Source organism: Xenorhabdus sp. NBAII XenSa04 (assembly GCF_963866145.1).
Taxonomy (GTDB): domain Bacteria; phylum Pseudomonadota; class Gammaproteobacteria; order Enterobacterales; family Enterobacteriaceae; genus Xenorhabdus; species Xenorhabdus indica.
The window spans coordinates 33,814-53,878 of sequence record NZ_CAWMEB010000404.1 but is presented as its reverse complement, the minus strand read 5'-3'; the positions used below and the strand labels follow the sequence as shown (position 1 = coordinate 53,878).

Annotated in this window: 17 protein-coding genes; 9 read left to right on the top strand and 8 right to left on the bottom strand. The window is 42.1% G+C overall.

Features of this window, described 5'->3' with window-relative positions:
- The first annotated feature begins 692 nt into the window (after positions 1-692).
- From pgaA to AAC147_RS14475, 8 genes are all read left to right on the top strand, one after another.
- Complete coding sequence (pgaA, locus tag AAC147_RS14510; protein ID WP_197056387.1) at positions 693-3,194, top strand: poly-beta-1,6 N-acetyl-D-glucosamine export porin PgaA; 2,502 nt, start codon at positions 693-695, stop codon at positions 3,192-3,194.
- 10 nt (positions 3,195-3,204) lie between these two features.
- A complete protein-coding gene (gene pgaB / locus AAC147_RS14505) occupies positions 3,205-5,241 on the top strand; it encodes a poly-beta-1,6-N-acetyl-D-glucosamine N-deacetylase PgaB (RefSeq protein WP_047682368.1) in 2,037 nt (678 codons plus the stop codon).
- Positions 5,234-6,559 (top strand): poly-beta-1,6-N-acetyl-D-glucosamine synthase, encoded by a 1,326-nt coding sequence (gene pgaC / locus AAC147_RS14500; protein ID WP_047682363.1) that lies wholly within the window; start codon positions 5,234-5,236, stop codon positions 6,557-6,559. The genes pgaB and pgaC overlap by 8 nt, the downstream gene beginning before the upstream one ends.
- Positions 6,559-6,990: a poly-beta-1,6-N-acetyl-D-glucosamine biosynthesis protein PgaD gene (pgaD, locus tag AAC147_RS14495; RefSeq protein WP_047682359.1), complete on the top strand. Its 432-nt coding sequence runs from the start codon at positions 6,559-6,561 to the stop codon at positions 6,988-6,990. The genes pgaC and pgaD overlap by 1 nt, the downstream gene beginning before the upstream one ends.
- 303 nt (positions 6,991-7,293) lie before the next feature.
- A complete protein-coding gene (locus AAC147_RS14490) occupies positions 7,294-7,758 on the top strand; it encodes a YfiR family protein (RefSeq protein WP_047682357.1) in 465 nt (154 codons plus the stop codon).
- A gap of 4 nt (positions 7,759-7,762) precedes the next feature.
- A complete protein-coding gene (locus AAC147_RS14485) occupies positions 7,763-9,025 on the top strand; it encodes a diguanylate cyclase domain-containing protein (protein ID WP_047682355.1) in 1,263 nt (420 codons plus the stop codon).
- A complete protein-coding gene (locus AAC147_RS14480) occupies positions 9,022-9,507 on the top strand; it encodes an OmpA family protein (RefSeq protein WP_047682353.1) in 486 nt (161 codons plus the stop codon). Before AAC147_RS14485 ends, AAC147_RS14480 begins: the two co-directional genes overlap by 4 nt.
- 320 nt (positions 9,508-9,827) lie before the next feature.
- Complete coding sequence (locus AAC147_RS14475) at positions 9,828-10,835, top strand: EAL domain-containing protein (protein WP_231571432.1); 1,008 nt, start codon at positions 9,828-9,830, stop codon at positions 10,833-10,835.
- An 89-nt stretch (positions 10,836-10,924) separates the two neighbouring features.
- On the opposite strand, the gene AAC147_RS14470 is transcribed toward AAC147_RS14475, so the two are convergent.
- The 6 genes from AAC147_RS14470 to betT form a co-directional block, all read right to left on the bottom strand.
- Entirely contained in the window at positions 10,925-11,128 is a 204-nt protein-coding gene (locus AAC147_RS14470; RefSeq protein ID WP_246432571.1) for a hypothetical protein, read from the bottom strand.
- 82 nt (positions 11,129-11,210) lie between these two features.
- Positions 11,211-11,369, bottom strand: a complete 159-nt coding sequence (locus AAC147_RS14465; protein ID WP_156115369.1) for a hypothetical protein — start codon at positions 11,367-11,369, stop codon at positions 11,211-11,213.
- Positions 11,370-11,459: 90 nt separating this feature from the next.
- Complete coding sequence (locus tag AAC147_RS14460) at positions 11,460-12,716, bottom strand: PTS ascorbate transporter subunit IIC (protein ID WP_047682347.1); 1,257 nt, start codon at positions 12,714-12,716, stop codon at positions 11,460-11,462.
- 12 nt (positions 12,717-12,728) lie between these two features.
- Positions 12,729-13,016, bottom strand: a complete 288-nt coding sequence (locus AAC147_RS14455) for a PTS sugar transporter subunit IIB (protein ID WP_047682345.1) — start codon at positions 13,014-13,016, stop codon at positions 12,729-12,731.
- 29 nt (positions 13,017-13,045) lie between these two features.
- The gene (locus AAC147_RS14450) at positions 13,046-13,489 is read right to left on the bottom strand and encodes a PTS sugar transporter subunit IIA (RefSeq protein ID WP_047682343.1); all 444 of its coding nucleotides are present in this window, start codon (positions 13,487-13,489) and stop codon (positions 13,046-13,048) included.
- A 255-nt stretch (positions 13,490-13,744) separates the two neighbouring features.
- A complete protein-coding gene (gene betT / locus AAC147_RS14445; protein ID WP_047682341.1) occupies positions 13,745-15,739 on the bottom strand; it encodes a choline BCCT transporter BetT in 1,995 nt (664 codons plus the stop codon).
- Positions 15,740-16,096: 357 nt separating this feature from the next.
- Here betT and AAC147_RS14440 point away from each other — a divergent pair, with 357 nt between their 5' ends.
- Positions 16,097-16,867: an SDR family oxidoreductase gene (locus AAC147_RS14440; protein ID WP_047682339.1), complete on the top strand. Its 771-nt coding sequence runs from the start codon at positions 16,097-16,099 to the stop codon at positions 16,865-16,867.
- A 198-nt stretch (positions 16,868-17,065) separates the two neighbouring features.
- Here AAC147_RS14440 and nuoN read toward each other — a convergent pair whose 3' ends face one another.
- Both nuoN and nuoM read right to left on the bottom strand, forming a co-directional pair.
- Complete coding sequence (gene nuoN, locus AAC147_RS14435; RefSeq protein WP_047682337.1) at positions 17,066-18,523, bottom strand: NADH-quinone oxidoreductase subunit NuoN; 1,458 nt, start codon at positions 18,521-18,523, stop codon at positions 17,066-17,068.
- Between the two features lie 6 nt (positions 18,524-18,529).
- The gene (gene nuoM, locus AAC147_RS14430) at positions 18,530-20,050 is read right to left on the bottom strand and encodes an NADH-quinone oxidoreductase subunit M (RefSeq protein ID WP_047682335.1); all 1,521 of its coding nucleotides are present in this window, start codon (positions 20,048-20,050) and stop codon (positions 18,530-18,532) included.
- Positions 20,051-20,065 lie beyond the last annotated feature (15 nt).

Below are 20,065 nucleotides of genomic sequence, written 5' to 3'. Positions count from 1 at the left end.
TTTTTACTGACTTATTGCCTATTTTTATTACTCAAATCAATAATTGCAAATTTTCTTTAAATAAATCAGTGATATATTAAGAATCACATTATTGACACCGATAGAATCCTATTTCTAAAAATAAACAACACAAGGCTAACATGCCAAACTTAGTTATCAGAAAATGACTAATTTAATGTTTATGAATTTAATCACACTAAAAACCAAAAATATAATTCTCACTTGCAAAAAGATAATAAAATCATTCTCAAAACCCAAAAGTAAGTTTGAAAAAACAAATCACCTACTGATAATAATCACCAAAAATATCAGCAATGAAAAATATTCACATTCATAATTAACATTTTTTATTGTGGTTAATTTCATTCATAAATATTAAATTAAAAATACTATAAGAAAATTCTCAAAAACAATTAAAAACAACAGGTTAAATATAATGCCTTTATTTTATATAAAAAAATAACAACAAGGTATTACTTATTAACCCATAATAAAATCAAGAAACAATATTGCCTTGATGTTATGTCTATTGTTTTTCAAAAAATACCCATTGATATAAAGCCACACAATACGTATTATTTTGCCTCTTCCAAAATGAAGAAACAAAATGCTTGTCTTAATCAAAATTCAATTTTATTTCGTCTGATTCTGCTGTTTTTTTAAATAAATAAGCAGTATAAAAAGGGGACGCCGTGTTATATCTTTATTTTAGGCCGATAGGCTTTCTTAGATATCGGTATAGTCTGTTATCGTTATTTATATCACTAAGTTGTCTAATAACAACAGAGGCCGCGACAGCGGGTTATGATGCATTAATTCAACGAGCCAGAAGTGGCAATACCATCCCCATACTTGAATATATTCGTCAAGAAGAAAAACGGCGGAAACTCTCTCCTTCTCAGGTAGCTGATTGGTTACAGGTCACAAGCTGGGCGGGTCATGACAATGAAGTGATTAATCTTTGGCAACGCTATCATGCTATGGAATTACCCGCCAGAGGGATCGCCGCTGCCGCACGCGCTTATCGCAATCAGCGCCAGTGGAATCAAGCCATTCAATTATGGCACCTGGCTTCAATTCTTGAAAAACACAACCACGCTATAAAAGCGGGTTTGATTATGACGTTGGCAGATGCCAGGCGAGACAGTGAAGCCCGTCGCCTGGCAAAAAACTTACTGTCCCATCAAACCAGTGCTGCTAATTACCGTTTAATAGCCTATGTGGATCAAGCCGCCGGGCGCTCATGGGATGCCATGCAGATGCTCACTATCGCCCACGAACGTTTCCCCAAAGATAAGGCTACAACCCACGATTATCTGTTCAGTCTGAAAAACAACCGGGTGAATGGTCCGGCCTGGTTACTGGAACAAAAACACACCACACAATTACAGTTATCCCCCGGCCAACAACGCAAACTGGAAGCTGACGCTGCGGCAGAGTTAGTTCGCCTTGCAATGATCCCCAACCGTAGTGAAAAAGAACGATTTGATATCGCTGATAGAGCACTTGCCCGCTATGAACATATGCTCAATCAATGGCGGAAACAACCAGATGCCCAACAAGACTATCGACGTGCTCGTATTGATCGCCTCGGCGCACTGCTTGCCCGTTTCCGGACTCAGGAATTCATTGAAGAGTATTTACGCCTGCAACAACCTTCCCAGACAGAAAAAAACGTCGTTATACCGGATTACGCGCATAAATGGGCTGCGTCTGCCTATCTGAACCTCCGCCAGCCAGATAAAGCAAGGGATATCCTGCGTCCACTGAATTATCCAAATGGAAAATATCCAGATAAAAAAACACCAGTGCACCATATCACACAGGAAGATGATAGCGTTCTTTTTTATGCCAATGTGGAGAGTGAACACCTTAATGAAGCTCAACAACTGGCAACTAATATCAAGCAACGTAATGCTTATATGACGAATGTTTACGGTTCTCCAATCCGGGTGCCTAACGACAACTGGTTGCAAGGGCAACAGTTTTTGGCTGAATCAGCCCAACTGCATGAATATCTTCCCGAAGCAGAAAGACGTTTTACCCATTTGGCTCGTACCGCTCCTGGTAATCAGAAATTACGTATTGATCTGGCAGCCGTCTGGCTGGATCGTGGCTGGCCACGTCAGGCAGAAAGGGAACTGAAACAAATCGAGGGACTTGATCACCGTAATTTGTCATTGGAAATTCAGCAAGGCTATACCGCTTTAGCATTACAAGAATGGCGACAAGTCGATCTGCTGTCTGATGATGTCATCACCCGCGCCCCTGAAAATATGCTGGCCAAACGTTTTAATCGTCTGCGTAATGTTCATCACATGTCAGAACTGCGTGTCAGAGTTAATCAGGGTATTGATTCAGACAGCCCCACGAGTGGTAAAAGTAGTTCAGACATTGATCTTGTCATTTATAGCCCTCCTATTCATGATAATTGGCGCTTGTTTGCTGGCGGTGCTTATAACCGCAGCCAATTCAGTGAAGGCCGTGGCTTAAACCGTGATTTACGTGGTGGTATAGAATGGCGGGCACGGGATATTTGGCTGGAAGGCGAAGTTTCTGGCCGTCATTATCGTCATGGCAATAAAGTCGGTCTGCGTTTTGCCGGATGGTATGATTTAAATGACCAATGGCGTTTGGGAGGTTCAGCGGAACGTCTGGCTCGTAATACTCCTTTACGGGCATTAACCAATAATATCTACGCCAATGGCGGGCAACTTTATACCCGTTGGAGACACAGTGAGCGCAGCCAGTGGACAGCTCGTTTTGCTCCTTCATTTTTTTCTGATGGCAATAATCGCTTTGCATATGCTATTGACGGTATGCAACGCATCTACACAGCACCTTACCTGAAACTCGATGCCACACTGGAAATCAGTACGACACATAACAGCAAACAAAATACCCCTTATTTCAATCCAAAAAATGATTTTACCTTCCTGCCAGTATTGGAAGCCGACCACATCATGTATCGGCATTACCAAACCGTTTGGAGTCAGCAGCTCGCGGCTGGTATCGGTGAATACTGGCAGAACGGGTATGGCGGGGGGCTGATAACGACCGTGAGTTATGGGCAACGTATTAAGTGGAATGATGTTGTGGATGCAGGCGTGAGGATCACGCTGGATAAACGCCCTTATGACGGTAAACGTGAAAAAAACCTGCAAGCTGCTTTTGATTTGATCTATCGGTTCTAAAGGATTTTTTATGACTTTCAACGTAATTCGCTATTGGTTAATGATTTCAGCTTTGCTGGTTAGCCTGTTTATTTCGCAACTCAGCATCATGGCCTATGCTGAAAAACCAGAATTCGTTCCACCAGCAGAGCGCCCTTTGTCCATGAATGAGCGCCCCTGGCCTCACAATGGTTTCGTCGTACTGGCTTACCATGATGTTGAAGATGACGGAGCTGATCAACGATTTATGTCAGTTCGTACCAGTGCGCTGAACGAACAATTTGCCTGGCTGCGCGCAAATGGCTATCAACCTATTACCGTTGATCAGATCCTCGTTGCCAATCAGGGAGGAACCCCATTACCCCCAAAAGCTGTGCTACTCACTTTTGATGATGGCTACAGCAGTTTTTATCACCGAGTTTTTCCCTTGCTAAAAGCCTATAACTGGCCTGCAATTCTGGCACCAGTCGGCATTTGGGTTGATGTTCCCGCAGGAAAGCCGGTGAATTTTGGTGGCTTGAAGGTATCACGGGAACGCTTTACGACCTGGGAACAAATTGCGGAAATGTCCCGTTCTGGTTTGGTGGAGATTGCTTCTCATACCTATCAGCACCACTATGGTGCTATTGGTAATCCACAAGGCAATACCGAACCTGCCGCCGCTATCCGGATCTATGATCCCAAAACAGGTAAATATGAAAGCGATCAGAAATTCCGCCAACGCATGGAACAGGATGTCGCCACAATCACCCAGAGAATCGTTTCTGCTACAGGCAAAAAACCACGCGTCTGGGTCTGGCCTTACGGCATTGATAGCGGCGTTACTCTGGATATTGCCAAACGTCATGGTTATCAAATGGCACTGACACTCGACAATGGACTGGCCAAGGCAGAAAACTTAAATAACATTCCGCGAATATTGCTCACTAATAACCCAACGTTAAAAGAGTTCGCTGAACAGGTTATTCAGGTTCAGAATAAACGCATCCTACGTGTTGCCCATATTGATCTGGATTATGTGTATGATCCTGACCCTATTCAACAAGCACGCAATCTCGATCAGCTAGTACAACGTGTTGCTGATCTTCGTGTTAATACTGTCTTCCTGCAAGCATTTGCCGATCCTAAAGGCGATGGCAATATCTATGAGCTTTATTTCCCTAACCGTTGGTTACCGATGCGGGCAGATTTATTTAACCGGGTTTCCTGGCAACTGCATAGTCGGTTGAATATTGATGTTTATGCGTGGATGCCAGTTCTGGCATTTGAATTAGAACCTTCACTGCCTCGCGTAACGAACTATAACGAAGATAATGGCAAGTTATCCGTGAGTAAAACACAATATCGTCGTTTATCTCCTTATAACCCGGAAAACCGCCGGAGGATTAAAGAGATTTACCAAGACTTAGCTGCTCATTCCATATTTCAGGGTGTGCTGTATCACGATGATGCTGTCATGTCAGACTTTGAAGATGCCAGTCCGGATGCAATTAACGTTTATCAACAAGCTGGTTTTCCAGCATCTGTTGCCGAAATTCGTCAGGCTCCGGAACAGTTTGCCCGTTGGAGCCGTTTCAAGAGCCGATATCTGACTGAGTTCACCCAAGAATTGACTCAAACCGTTAAATCAGTCCGTGGTTATCAAGTAAAAACGGCCCGTAATATTTTCGCCCTGCCTATTCTGGAGCCAGATAGTGAAGAGTGGCTTGCTCAAAATCTGGACGATTTTCTTACCCATTATGATTGGGTTGCACCAATGGCAATGCCATTAATGGAAAAAATATCGCTATCAGAAAGTAATCAGTGGCTATCCCGTTTAGTGAAAGCTGTTGCCCAACGCCCGGAAGCACTGGATAAAACAGTTTTTGAGCTTCAGGCTGTTGACTGGCGAAAACCATTAAATAAAAGAGCGATACCAGGCGAACAAATGGCTGAATGGATGCGTCAATTACAACTGAATGGCGCACAAAATTTTGGTTACTACCCTGATGACTTTCTTAATAACCAACCAGAAATGAACAAAATCCGTCCTGTTCTTTCTCCAGAATGGTATCCACTAAATGATTGATCGTATTCTTGCTTTTATTGTGCTCTGCATTGTATTGAGCATTCCGGTCGGTATCGCCATCACCTTTACAGGTGAGGTTATGCTGCATTTTGTGTTTTTCTGGCCATTATTCATGTCTGCTATCTGGATCTCAGGAGGCATTTATTTCTGGTTCTATCGTGAAAGACACTGGAAAAAAAACGACGTCCCTCCCCACTTGGAAGGGGAACCCCTGATATCTATTTTGATCCCTTGCTATAACGAAGGGCCAAATGTGCGCGAAACATTACGGGCAGCACTAAACCAGCGTTATCCTCACATTGAAGTGATCGCAATCAATGATGGTTCAACTGACAGTACTGCCCATGAACTCAATGAGATGGCTAAACAGCATAGCGCCTTGAAAGTAATACACTTAGAACAAAATCAGGGGAAAGCTACAGCGCTTCAGGCAGGAGCTGCCGCTGCCAGCAGTGATTATCTGGTCTGTATTGACGGCGATGCTCTGCTAGATCGCGACGCAGCAGTATGGATGGTAAAACCCATGATCGATCACCCTCGTGTTGGTGCGGTCACAGGCAACCCTCGTGTCCGTACCCGTTCTACCTTGATTGGCCGGATTCAAGTAGGTGAGTTTTCTTCTATCATAGGCTTAATCAAGCGTACCCAACGGGTTTATGGTCAGGTATTTACCGTTTCTGGCGTTGTTGCCGCCTTTAACCGCCGTGCTCTTGCTGATGTCGGCTATTGGAGCAATGATATGATTACCGAAGATATTGACGTCAGTTGGCAGCTACAATTACACCACTGGTCTATCTTCTTCGAGCCTCGCGCTGTCTGTTGGATTCTGATGCCCGAAACTCTCCGGGGGTTATGGAAACAGAGGCTACGCTGGGCACAGGGCGGAGCTGAAGTATTTCTCAAAAACCTGCGTAAACTCTGGTCATGGGAATATCGCCGTATGTGGGTATTATTTACGGAATTCTGCTGTTCCGTCATTTGGTCATTTACCTTTGCCCTCTCAATTATTTTGTTTTTCCTCGGCATGTTTGTCACATTACCCGAAAATATCCGCGTCTATACACTCTTCCCGCCTGGATATACAGGGTTGGTATTAGCCGTAACTTGCCTGATCCAATTTATTGTCAGTCTGGTCATTGAACGACGTTATGAAAAACACGTTGCATCATCACTTTTCTGGGTGATTTGGTATCCAATGGTGTACTGGATGCTGAATCTGTTCACTACACTTGTATCTTTCCCCAAAGTCATGCTTAAAGTACGCCGGAAACGTGCCCGTTGGGAAAGCCCTGATCGTGGAATAGAGAGAATAGAATAATGAAAGATCCGTTGATATTTACAGAACAAAGATTATTACCTCGTCTTATTGATATTATACTCACCATTATAGCGTGGGCTGGATTTACCTATTTATTCATAGTGGGGCTATTTAATTCGCCCCATCATGGCCCAAAACCTGTTACGTCTGTATTTACCTCAGAAGTAAGTTCAATTGTACTTTATATTATCATCGCCATATTTAATTCACTCCTGTTGATCGGGTGGGCGAGATACAATCAAATCCGCTTTCGTATAGAACGTCGCCGCCATCGACCTGTATTAAATAATGAAGAATTGGCAAAGAGTTTTTCTTTAGAACCGCAATTAATGAACAGACTAAATCAAGGCAAAGTTTCCAGTATCACTTATAATACCCATGGACATATAATAGGAATAACTGAAAAATCAAATCAATTAGTCAGCAAATAATTAGCAAGGAAATTAAAACTTCCTATCGCTTAAACATTTTGCAACCTATCTCAGCCAAATGCTACTTGTGTCTGATAATTATAACACTTGCAAAAACACTATGATGAGATAGGTTCTAATTGAGGGTATATTCCATCAATAATTTTGTTATCTGGATTAAATGAAAAGCAAATACTGGAACTTGTTATGTGCTTGACTGAATGGACTCATTGTATTGTTAGACGTTACGTTTCCAAAGTATTTCTACGGGTACTAACGATTTTTTGCTTAACCATTGTGATGTGTAATTCAATAGTAACAGCCATGCCTGATGCTAAAGAAAAAATAAAACTCAATGAAAACGTTGTACGTGTCGTTTCTGGTATTATCAGTTATACACACTGGCCCGTCACACGTTCAACGCTACATTTGTGTCTGGTCGCACCATCTAATTACATTGATGTCTTAGCCAACATCAATATGCCCACTGATGATACAAAATTACAAGTAGAAATTCTGAACTTCAACGCAGAAAAATTATTAGAGAAATGTGATATTGTTTATTACGGTCAAATTGACCCTATACTTCAACATCAAGTGATTAGTCAAAAAAATAGCAAACCACTTCTCACAATTGCTGAACAAAACCAACATTGTGAAATCGGTAGTGCATTTTGTCTTAATATTGACAGTACACAAACGACGTTTAACCTTAATCTCGATATTTTGACACGCAGTGGTGTACGCGTAGATCCAAATGTCCTGCAATTGGCTCGCAAGGCGGAATAACTGTATGAAAAAGCGTTATTCACTAATGCCATCACGCCCGACCTTACGTCAAGCTGTTCATCGTATTCATTTGATCATTACTTTTGTTACATTATCCGTTGTCGGCCTGTTTCTTTCATTACTGGCGCTAGTTGCCATGCAGAAATATGCTGAAAATAACTTAAAGCAGACCTCATCAACAATAGCTCATACCGTTCAGGCTGCGGTTGTATTTAATGATAAAACAGCCGCGAACGAAATATTGGAGATGATTGCGGCTCATAATAATTTTACAGAAGCGAAAATTTTCGATGCCAAAAATCAAATTTTGGCGAGCTGGCAAGCCAATAAAACAACGCGAACCGGTAATTTCAAGAAACTGCTTGAATATTGGATTTTCCCTGAGCCGATCACTTTTCCCATATATCACCATCAACAACAGGTGGGTTCGGTTTGGTTAATCGGCAATAGTGAACACATCATCAAATTTATCTATCAAGCCTTATTGGTACTATTTGCTTGTTTACTGATTAGCGCCATACTTTCACTCTATCTCTCCCTGCGTATGCACGATGGTATTGTCAGGACATTACAAAACATTGCTGGTGTTGCCCATGATGTCCGGCAACGACGTGCTTTTTCACAACGTGTTCCTTCCGCCAAAATTGCAGAACTTCATGAATTAAGTCAGGTTTTTAACCATCTGCTTGAAGAATTGGAAGAATGGCAACACCATTTACAAACTGAAAAAGCAGCATTGGCATGGCAGGCTCAACATGATTCCCTTACAGGGTTACCCAATAGAGCCACTTTTGAACGCGTATTATCGACTGTGATGAATGATAAATTCATGCGTGAAAGCGCAGTGATCTTATTTATTGATGGCAACCGATTAAAATATGTTAATGACGTCTATGGACATGCAGCAGGTGATCACGTCCTGATCACAATAGCTGATACCTTAAAAATGAAAGTACGAAAAACGGATACTGTCGCTCGTCTTGGTGGTGATGAGTTCGCTATTTTATTACCTTCAGCCAATTTGGAAGATGCAGAAAGAATCGCAAAAAATATTATCCACGCCATGGACACTCCAATTCAGCTCCCCAGTGGCCAACACCTGCGTATCACACTCAGTATTGGTATCGCCCTGTCAAATGGTGATTTGACAGCAGAACAACTACTCTCTGAAGCAGATGCTGCCATGTATCACATCAAACAACGAGGTGGTGGCTGGTATTCCGTTGATACAACAAAAATAAACTATTTATCCAGGAATTCATCATGATAAAAAACCGTGTTTTTATATTTGTGATTGCATTTATTACTCCTCTTCTCCTTAATGCCTGCCAGAATAAAGGAAACCTAACGGCAGAACAGATCACAATCCTTAAACAGCAGGGATTTCATCAAACTGACGAAGGATGGCTGTTTGGCATGTCAGAAAAAGTGCTCTTCGGTAATAATCAATATCATTTACGTCCTGAAGGTGAAGCAAAGCTGATAGAACTGGCGGCGGCTTTATCTAAAGTCGGTATTCATCACGCACGCCTGGATGGTCATACAGACAATTATGGTGAATTGAGCTATAACAACCAGCTCTCACTAAAGCGGGCTAACACTGTTGCGGATGCCCTGACACGTGGAGGAATGCAAAGATCCAACCTGAAAACCCGTGGTTTGGGGCCAAGCCAACCTATTACAGATAACCGCAGCTCAAAAAGCCGGGCAGAAAACCGCCGTGTAGCGATTGTGATTACTGCTCAGTAAATCACTTATATACCTTATGGATTACAAGATGCAACCAACAAAGCGGCGACTTGGAAGACAATGAGTATAAATAAAGTAAGGAATAATCTGATAAAAGATTGGCATTAATCAATAAAATAATTTAATTATTTCGCCAAGGATGGCAATAATAACCCATCAATTACGCAATCTATTAGCCGATCCTCGCCATACAGCTATATATATTTCCTGTATTCAATATCTTCCTGTAAGATAGCCGACGTTGTTTTTTCAAACAGAAAACTATTTTTTATAAACAACAAGCTCACAGAATTTTACAAAATTAGACGGTAAGTCTACTGTTGGGTAATGGGCTTTATCAAAAAGGAGAAATGATGGGGCTGAATTTTAAATCATACCGAACATTGTATCGGGTATTTGTGGTATTATTCATCGTCATCACATTAAGTGTTGGCAATATATTATGGAAAGTATTTTCCAATTATCAGAATAATATCAAGCCTGATATGGAGCTGGAGGGCGTTTTGCTTTCATTGGCAATATTCATGCTCTTATCCACCATCTTTTTATATCAATACACTAAAACTGTTATTATTCCGACATATCAATTAAAAAAATCCATTAAAAATAAACAATTTATCCCTTATATACAACCTATTATTTGTAGCCAAAGTGACACCATCATCGGATGTGAGATCCTTGTACGCTGGCAACATCCTGCACAGGGGCTATTGACACCAAAAGATTTTATCGTGCAAATTGAGAAATCAGATTTGATTGTTCCTCTAACACGTAATTTAATCACGCAAGTACGGAATTTCTTTGTTCCGCTTACCCATCAGCTACCTAAAAACTTTCATTTTAGTTTCAATATCAGTGCAAAACATTATAAAGAAGCCAGCTTATTAGATGATTGTCGTGATTTTCTACGAGCATTCCCTGAGAATTCTGTCCGGTTGATATTAGAAATTACAGAAAGAGAATTACTGGAGCCGGATGAGTACTCGATTAAACTATTTAATAAATTAGATGAATTAGGTGTATTAATCGCTTTAGATGATTTCGGCACAGGTTATTCAAACCACACATATTTACAAAAATTGAATGTTAATATGGTGAAGATAGGTCATAACTTCATCAGCAAAATGAATACGGATATGATTTCGAAGCATATTGTTGAAAATATCATTGACTTAGCATTGCGACTGAATTTAGAAATTGTGGCAGAAGGCATTGAAAACCAAAAACAGGTGGATCAACTAAGAGACCATTCCATAAACTATTTGCAGGGGTATTATTTTGATTGTCCCGTGTCATTGGAAGAATTTGTTAATAAATGGTTGAAGTAAATAATACAGCTATTCTTAATTTTAGGATTATAGAAAATAATTTTAAAAGATATCTGCATCCAGATTAAAGTACTTATTTCAATACCTTCTTAAAAATTATTACCATAGTAGCAATTAATGATATATATCAGGCCATAATGCCACTTAAGCTTAGGGCGCACACCACCGGAGCCACTGGCATTCATTAAATACTCAATAAAATCAGAATTTGTTCCTTCAAATTCTTTAACGGCTTCTTGGCCGAGTGTAATAAGATCGATGTCTCTATCATCAGTATTGGCAAATGACATCACGGATTCATAATTTCCTGATGGTGTTATATGGCACACCAGAACGCTTCAACGGTGGTTTTTTGTTGTTTACGCTGTCGCTCGCTTAATCACCCCGATTTTCCCAATCATCTATTTTTTCCAATAATTCAAATCTGCCTTCTTGTGAAAATACTATATTACTTAATAATATTAATTCGCCGCCAATGGCAGGTTGTAATATTCGATCGGTCTTATCCATAGTATATTTTTTATAGTTCTCCATTCGTCCAGCCTCTATTTCATATTACCAGGTGAGTCTAAAACTCTATTTTAGCAGCATGGACAAGGGTATTTTTGATTCAAAGTTAGAAAATTAACGAACAATCATCCCCAATAAAATCCCTACTACGCTAAAATCCGCATCACTGAATGTGGTATTAGCAATACCGATACTTCCCAGAACAGGCAACAAGAATACAGGCAGAAATGTAATCAATAACCCTTGAGCAAACGCTCCAAGGATCGCCCCTCGCCTTCCTCCCATTGCATTGCCGAAAACACCCGCGGTTGCACCAACAAAGAAATGAGGGACAACACCGGGAATAATCACAGTCATGCTCAACAAATAGAGAATAAACATGCCAACAACACCGGCAATAAAACTGCTCAGGAAGCCAATCAGAACAGCATTTGGTGCATAAGGAAAAACCACTGGACAATCCAGTGCAGGTTTGGCATTTGGTACTAATTTGTCGGAAATACCCTTAAATGCAGGTACGATCTCAGCAATCACCATTCTGACGCCTTGCAAAATGATATAAACACCCGCTGCAAATGTGATTGATTGCATCAGTGAATACATCACTCTGTTTTTTCCACCGCTGACTTGTCGGACTAATTCCTGATCAGCAAATAAACAGGTGATAATAAAAATAATCGCCATAGTTAAAGCGATGGCGACAGAAGTATCGCGCAGAAATAATAAACTTTTAGGTACGTTCATCTCTTCCGTAGAATGCGCTTTATTACCCAATTTGCTGCCAATAAACCCCGCCAAGACGTAAGAAAGTGTTGAGAAATGACCAAGTGCCACATCATCAGCGCCTGTCACTTTTTTCATATAAGGATGAGCAATCGCTGGAAAAAATACCATTGAAATACCAACAACAATTGAGCCGATCACAACCAGCATCGTGCTATTTATTCCTGCTACAGAAAGAATAACCGCCACCATCATCGACATAAATAAAGTGTGATGCCCGGTCAAGAAGATGAATTTCCAAGGTGTGAAACGGGCAATTAGAATGTTAATCACCATAGCAAAGAACATAATCATCGCCATCTCTTTACCAAAACTTTTCTGCGCTATCGAGACGATAGCTTCATTATTTGGTACAACTCCCTGAATACCAAAGGTATCTTGAAAGATAGTGGCAAATCCACCTAATGAAGTCACTATCAGGCCCGCTCCTGCACCTAAGATAACGAATCCAAGTATAGTTTTTACTGTTCCTTTGATGCACTCCGTCACAGGCTGTTTCTGCATTACCAAACCAATTAATGAAATTAGCCCGACTAAAATCGCAGGCTCTGCCAGTACGTCGTTCATCAAAAAACGGAAGAAATCCATATTTTTCTCCAACTACAATTTACCGAGTTCTTGCAATACCGCAGATAAACGCACTTTCATGGCAGATTTATCTAACATATTTTCTAATACAATGATTTTCTGAGCTATCTGCTGTTTAATCAGTTGTTCTGCAATATCTTTTGTCGCAATGAAAATATCGCTCTTGGCCGCTTTTGCTGAACCTAAATCTGTATGTTCAACACTGGCTTCAACGCCTAATTCCTGCAAAATATTTTTAATACTTATCTCCATTATCAGGCTGGTCCCTAAACCATGACCACAAACAACGGTAATTTTCATCTTATTTTCCTGTTAAATAAAAATATTGGTTAATATTCTTGAACAATAGAAAAAATCTCGTCTTGGTTTTTAGCCTGCATTAATCGATTGATTTTTGGCTGATCATCAAATAATCCTGCAAGTTCAGCGATCACTTCTATATGGCTATCACTGCTTGTTGTAGCAAATACGAACAGTAACTTGACCGGATCATTTTCCACAGAGCCAAACATGACACCTTGTTTGATAAACGTCAGGCTCAGGGCAAGACGATTGGCTCCCTGCTCCGGTCTCGCATGGGGGATCGCAATACCTGAACCAATCACGTAATAAGGACCAAACTCTTCATGGGCACGATAAATGGCATCGACATAACTCGGCTGAATCGCTGCATTATCGATAAGCGGCTGACAGGCTAACTCAATGGCCTCTTGCCAATCTTTAACACCAGGAATCCATTGAATAACATCACGATTCAGTAGTGTTTTTAACATTGAATGCTCCTGATTTAACGTGTTTTCCGCCAACAGTACATCTATAAAATATTTTCAAAAGTACGTCACTGAGTACAAGCATAGTCACTGCAAATCAAACATACCGATGGAAAAAGAAAAAAAGCACAATAATATGGAGTAAATCACATTACAGATTGAAATGAAGAGATAGACATTTATACAAAATTATGCGCATAAAAAATCCCCGGATTGTAAGCCCAGGGATTGGAATTTTCTGTTAACAGGCCATATTGGTTAACGGACTAAATGCAAAAAGTGAATGTGCTTTTCGTATTGATCCAAAATATCGTGGATGATCTGTTCCTGAGTCCATCCCATCAGATCGTAATCCTGTCCACCCTCTTTAAGGTAAACTTCAGCACGATAATATTTTTGTTCCTCACTTCTTTCATTATCTTCCAGACCCACAATAGCAAACGCTGGTTGAATATAACCTCGCAGACGAACTTCATAGACAAAATTAAGATTTTCGCCAAAATCCACTTCCAGATGAATGCGGTCATCCAGTTCATCATTGATGACAACAACTTTATTCTGCTTTGCCAATTCTCCAGCCACCATACTCATTGCCTGCTGAATGACTTCGCCCATAAAGCGTTTTACCTGCGAACTTTTAGGGTAATAAACAATATTTCTTAATCTTCGCTGCCATGGGATCGGGTTACGGCTGGCCGGAGGCGCTATTGTGGTCATCTGCTGGCTGTCTTTCTTATAAGCGTCAATTCGTAATGCCTTAAGCAAGCCATATATCGATATCAACAAAATTATCGAGAAAGGAAGCGCACTGGCGATCGTTACTGTTTGCAAAGCAGATAAGCCCCCTGCAATCAATAAAGCAATGGCAACTGCTCCCATCAAACCTGCCCAGAAAATCCGCTGCCAGATAGGTGTATGATGAGCTCCACCAGAAGCCAGTGTATCAACCACCATGGCACCAGAATCAGCAGAAGTGATAAAGAACATCACGACCATGATCATTGCAATGAACGATAAAACGGTAGGCAGTGGAAAATGCTCCAGAAAATTGAACAGCGCCAGGGAAACATCTGTCTGTACGATGCTGGCTAATTCTTTGGCTCCCTGATTAGCAATCATGTCAATCGCACTATTACCAAATGCCGTCATCCACATCAGAGTAAAACCACTGGGTACGAACAAAACACCAGTGACAAATTCCCTGATTGTCCGGCCTCTGGAAACTCTGGCGATAAACATCCCAACGAATGGAGACCAGGATAGCCACCATCCCCAATACAGTAACGTCCATCCCCCTAACCAATTACTGGACTTAGGTTCATAGGCATACAGGTTAAATGTTTTGCTGACAATATCCGAAAGGTAGCCGCCCGTATTTTCCACAAAGGACTTCAACAGCAGTACCGTTGGTCCCAAAGCAACAACCAGAATCAACAATAAAAATGCCAGCCCTAAATTCAACTCAGATAAAACACGGATGCCTTTCTCTAAACCAGAAATAACCGAAATGGTAGCCAGAGCAGTGATTGTAATGATCAATACAACCTGTACCGTCCCATTGATAGGTAAATCAAATAGATGATTAAGACCAGCATTCACTTGGAGAATGCCATAGCCCAAAGACGTGGCTACGCCAAATACTGTACCAATAACCGCAAAGATATCGACAGCATGACCAATTGGCCCATGAATTTTATCACCAATAATCGGATACAGCGCAGAGCGCAGTGTTAAAGGCAAACCATGCCGATAGCTAAAAAATGCCAGAATCAAAGCCACAATGGCATAGATTGCCCAGGCGTGAAGCCCCCAATGAAAGAAAGTTAACTTCATCGCCTGTTTAGCCGCAGCAATACTTTCAGGTGTGCCCACCGGTGGTGACAGATAATGCATGACAGGTTCAGCCACACCAAAGAACATCAATCCAATACCCATTCCCGCAGAAAAAAGCATGGCAAACCAGGAAAAATAACTGAAATCAGGTTCTGCATGGTCAGGGCCAAGCTTTATATTGCCGTATCTGGATAAACCCAAATAGGTAACTGAAAGTAAAATCAACGCAACGGCAAGGATATAAAACCAACTAGCATTAACAAACAAGTCTTGCTGCAAAGATTTAAACCACCTATCGGCAAGCTCCGGTTTCAAACCAGCAAATGCGACCAGTGCAATGATCAAAAATGCCGAGAAGAAAAAGACTGGTGGGTTAATGTAAGTTTTCGTCTTTACCTGTCCAGTATTATCTTGACTCATACTCATCCTTCAAAATTAGTGTCCGACACTATCTCCTATATCAATCCAAAAAATATTTTGTCGAAATTTCAATAAAATAAATATAACCTCAATTAAGGGTTACCCATCCTGTAGATCTTTTGCGCTCATAATTCACTCAAGCTACGTTCATGGTCACCTTAACATAAAAATCAGAGCAGCTGTACTCACAGCGAGGTAGACAACCACCATTATTAACAAACAAATAACATTAATAGTTAATAAATTAACAATAAAAAACATTAACCTCATTTTTCCGTGTGATTTATTAATAGCATATGACCGATAGTGCAATGATCTCTCACTCAGGTTAATAACTGACATAAGGAAGTTAACGCTATGTTAAATAGATTAGATAAGTTAGATGGATTAAAAGGTAAACGAGTTGTGGTAACAGGCGGAGGCCGTGATTTTGGGCAGGCCATTTCTGTCTGGTTCGCACGGGAAGGTGCACATGTTGACCTCTGTGCTCGTCAATTAGAACGTGCCGAAGAGACTCGTGAAATCATTCAGGGTGAAGGTGGGATTGCAAGAAGTTATCAATGTGATGTCAGCGATGCACAATCAGTTCGCAACTTTGCCAATCAATTACTACAAGACAGTAAACCCATCAATATTCTGATACTGAGTGCAGCCCAATGGCTGGAAGGCAATCTGAGTGATAATGACAGTGATGAAGATATCATCAGCACAATGAATTCCGGTGCGACGGGTTCCATGCTATTGACCAAAATGTTATTACCAAGCCTGCGTAAGTCTCAAGGAGCTGATATTATTGCAATGGTGTCAGTCTGCGGCATTCCAAACTTTATCCGCTCTGTCGCACATCCGGTATTTTTCGCGGCCAAACATGCAATGAGTGGCTTTTGCCAGACTATTTCCCATCAATTGAGCAAAGATAATATTCGCGTAACCGGAATCTATCCTCCTGATTTTGAAATTAATGGTTTTGATGAAGATCTGGATGACCATCAAACAATGGGTAAACAAGTACTGAACGGGCGCTCAGTGTGGGAATCCATACGATTTGTTTTGACCCAACCTCGCAGTTGCCATATTAGTGCAATTTATTTTCAGGGCCCAACTTTTGAGGATATGAAACAGTTATAACCATGCTAATTAACTTACCTTGCATGTCATGGTTGGCTATAGCTTCAAGAAAAGGGCACCCATTCTATCAACCTTACTGAACAATAGTTATCATCTCGTTACTGATCGTTCCTTTCTCTCTCTTTTGGTTTATTTTACATAAACAAAGACCCAGCTAATCATGGCTGGGTCTCTAATAATATTAATTAATACCATGCCTTACATAACACTTTTCGCCTGTTGGACAATATCAATCAATGGCTGTGGCCAAACACCAAGGAGCAACACCAGTAATGCGGTAAGCAACACAACAATACCACCGGAGGTTAACGCCCAGTTTCTTGGCGTGTCGCGATTCAGTGCTTTCGGTGCTGGCAGGTATAAACTCACCATCACACGCAGGTAATAATAAAGGCCAATCGCACTTCCCACTACCACTGCTCCGGTCAACCACCACAATCTGGCCTCAACACCTGTTGCAATAACATAGAATTTACCAATGAAACCAAATGTTAACGGTATTCCCGCCAGTGACAACATCATGATCGTCATAACAGCCGACAGGATGGGTTTATGCCAGAACAGGCCACGATAGGAGAATAGTGATTCAGCATCAGGGCCTCTGTACGGGCTGGACATCAGGCTGACTACCCCAAATGCACCAATGCTGGCAAGCAGATAACCGGCCAGGTAAAGACCCGCGGTCTCTTCTGCCAGGGTATAGTCTTTAATGGCGATTAACACCACCAGCAAATAACCTAAATGTGCAATGGATGAGTAACCGAGCAGTCGTTTGATATTGCTCTGCGTCAGTGCCAACAAGTTACCAAACAGGATAGAGGAGATTGCAATCACAGTTAACACAGTGCGCAAAGTCTCGCTGTCGGTCACCGGTGCTTCAATAAACAGACGCATTACTACGGCAAAGATAGCGACTTTACTTGCTGTTGCCAAAAAGGTCGATACGGGTGCCGGCGCGCCCTGATAAACATCAGGTGTCCAAAGCTGGAAAGGAACGAGGGAAAGTTTGAAACCCAAACCCACAATCATCATCCCCAATCCAGCCAGAACCAGAGGTTCATGAAGTTTACTGTCACTCAGGCTTCTGCCCAGTGATGCAAAGGACAGATCACCTGATTCAGCATACAGCAGTGCAATACCGAATAGCAGGAACGAGGATGCTGCCGCAGACAGCAGCATATATTTGATACTCGCTTCCAGTGAGCGCTTTTGGCGGAATGCGTAACCGATCAAACCAAACAGTGGCAAAGTAATCAGCTCAATACCGATAAACAGTGATGCCATGTGGTTTGCAGAAGCAAGCAGAACGCCTCCGGCAGCCGCAATCAACACCAACAGGTAAAACTCTTCTTTGTTATCGGGATAATTTTCCAACCATGAATAGGCGAATGTCGTCGTTGCCAGGCTCGCAATCAGCACCAGGGCAGTATAGAACATTGCAAAACGATCCACATGGATCAGTGGAGTGACATCCATCGGCTCCTGCAACCCAACAAAATAGAGAGAAAGCAGGGCTAGGTTTAAACCAATCACTGTCAAGGTGACATTGGTGAAATGATCGCGTCGCCATGCAATGGACAGCATCACAACCACCACCGTCAACCCAACGATCAATAGCGGCAACAGTGCGATCAATTGTTCAGAAGTTATTGTCATGGCGAATTACGGCCCTGTAGTTAAAAGTGAAGCTGAATACCAATTCTGGATGTTGCTCATCGCCGCAGCCGAGGTATCAAGAATTGGTTGCGGGTAAACACCAAGAATAACCAGCAAGACAACCAGCAGCAGCAAAATAGAAATTTCTCGCGCATCCATCCGTGGTAATGGTTCATCTGATTTCGGCGTTCCGTAGTAAGCCTTCTGCATCAGGTATAAGGCGTACACAGAAGCAAAAACTAAACCAAACACGGATACAGTAGTAACTAAAGTGAATTTACTGAAACTGCCAAACAGGATCATGAATTCACCAACAAAGTTACCGGTTCCCGGCATACCCAATGTCGCCACAGCGAAGAACAGAGATATCGCTGGCAACAATTGGATTCTTGCCCACAGGCCACCCATCTGACGCATATCACGGGTATGCAGGCGTTCATACAACTGACCACACAGAATGAATAGCCCTGCGGCTGACAAACCATGTGCAATCATCTGGATCACCGCTCCCTGATAAGCCAATTGGCTGCCGGTATAAATAGCGATCAGAACAAAGCCCATGTGTGAAACACTGGTATAAGCAATCAGACGTTTGATATCGGTCTGGCTGAAAGCCATCCATGCTCCGTAGAAAATGCCGATGACCCCCAACCACATAGCGATTGGTGCAAATTCCGCAGAAGCTTGTGGAAACAAAGGCAGACTGAAACGCAGCAGACCATATGCCGCTGTTTTCAGCAAGATCCCCGCGAGGTCAACAGAGCCCGCAGTTGGTGCCTGACTATGGGCATCCGGTAACCATCCGTGCAAAGGCACAACTGGCATTTTCACAGCAAATGCGATGAAGAATCCCAACATCAACAAATATTGGACGGTATGCGACATCGGGGTATCCAGCAGTTTTTCATAGCTGAATGACCATTCTCCGGTTGCATCGTGGTAGATGAAAGCCAGTGCCAGAATCGAAATCAACATCACCAGACCACTGGCCTGAGTATAAATGAAGAATTTCGTCGCGGCCGTAATACGAGTTTTGCCTTGTGAACCTCTGTGACCCCATAGTGCGATCAGGAAGTACATCGGCACCAGCATCACTTCCCAGAAGAAGAAGAACAGGAACAGGTCAATGGCAAGGAATACGCCCATCACACCGCCAAGGATCCACAATAGGTTCAGATGAAAGAAACCCTGATATGGCTGGTTCTCATTCCACGAACAGAGGATTGCCATTAAACCTAACAGTGCAGTCAAGACCACCATCAACAGTGACAATCCATCCAGAGCCAAATGGATGGAGATGCCAAAACGTGGTATCCACGGCAGCAGGAACTCTGATTGCCACTGTGGAATGCCTTGTGGGTTGGTCAGCGTATAGCCTCCCTGCAACCAGAGGTACAGAGAAAGCAACAGAGTCAGCCCCATCGCCAGAAGCGCTATCCAACGCGGCATACGGGTGCCGAAGCGCTCTGCCTGCCAACACAGCAGGCCTCCGATGAAGGGCAGAAGAATTAGCCAAGGTAGTAGCATGGCGCAATGTGTCCC

Bases quoted from the DNA above. Each gene is read 5' to 3' on its own strand.
- pgaB (WP_047682368.1), top strand. From the start codon at position 3,205: ATGACTTTCAACGTAATTCGCTATTGGTTAATGATTTCAGCTTTGCTG.
- pgaC (WP_047682363.1), top strand. From the start codon at position 5,234: ATGATTGATCGTATTCTTGCTTTTATTGTGCTCTGCATTGTATTGAGC.
- pgaD (WP_047682359.1), top strand. From the start codon at position 6,559: ATGAAAGATCCGTTGATATTTACAGAACAAAGATTATTACCTCGTCTT.
- AAC147_RS14490 (WP_047682357.1), top strand. From the start codon at position 7,294: ATGCCTGATGCTAAAGAAAAAATAAAACTCAATGAAAACGTTGTACGT.
- AAC147_RS14485 (WP_047682355.1), top strand. From the start codon at position 7,763: ATGAAAAAGCGTTATTCACTAATGCCATCACGCCCGACCTTACGTCAA.
- AAC147_RS14480 (WP_047682353.1), top strand. From the start codon at position 9,022: ATGATAAAAAACCGTGTTTTTATATTTGTGATTGCATTTATTACTCCT.
- AAC147_RS14465 (WP_156115369.1), bottom strand. From the start codon at position 11,369: ATGGAGAACTATAAAAAATATACTATGGATAAGACCGATCGAATATTA.
- AAC147_RS14460 (WP_047682347.1), bottom strand. From the start codon at position 12,716: ATGGATTTCTTCCGTTTTTTGATGAACGACGTACTGGCAGAGCCTGCG.
- AAC147_RS14455 (WP_047682345.1), bottom strand. From the start codon at position 13,016: ATGAAAATTACCGTTGTTTGTGGTCATGGTTTAGGGACCAGCCTGATA.
- AAC147_RS14450 (WP_047682343.1), bottom strand. From the start codon at position 13,489: ATGTTAAAAACACTACTGAATCGTGATGTTATTCAATGGATTCCTGGT.
- betT (WP_047682341.1), bottom strand. From the start codon at position 15,739: ATGAGTCAAGATAATACTGGACAGGTAAAGACGAAAACTTACATTAAC.
- AAC147_RS14440 (WP_047682339.1), top strand. From the start codon at position 16,097: ATGTTAAATAGATTAGATAAGTTAGATGGATTAAAAGGTAAACGAGTT.
- nuoN (WP_047682337.1), bottom strand. From the start codon at position 18,523: ATGACAATAACTTCTGAACAATTGATCGCACTGTTGCCGCTATTGATC.
- nuoM (WP_047682335.1), bottom strand. From the start codon at position 20,050: ATGCTACTACCTTGGCTAATTCTTCTGCCCTTCATCGGAGGCCTGCTG.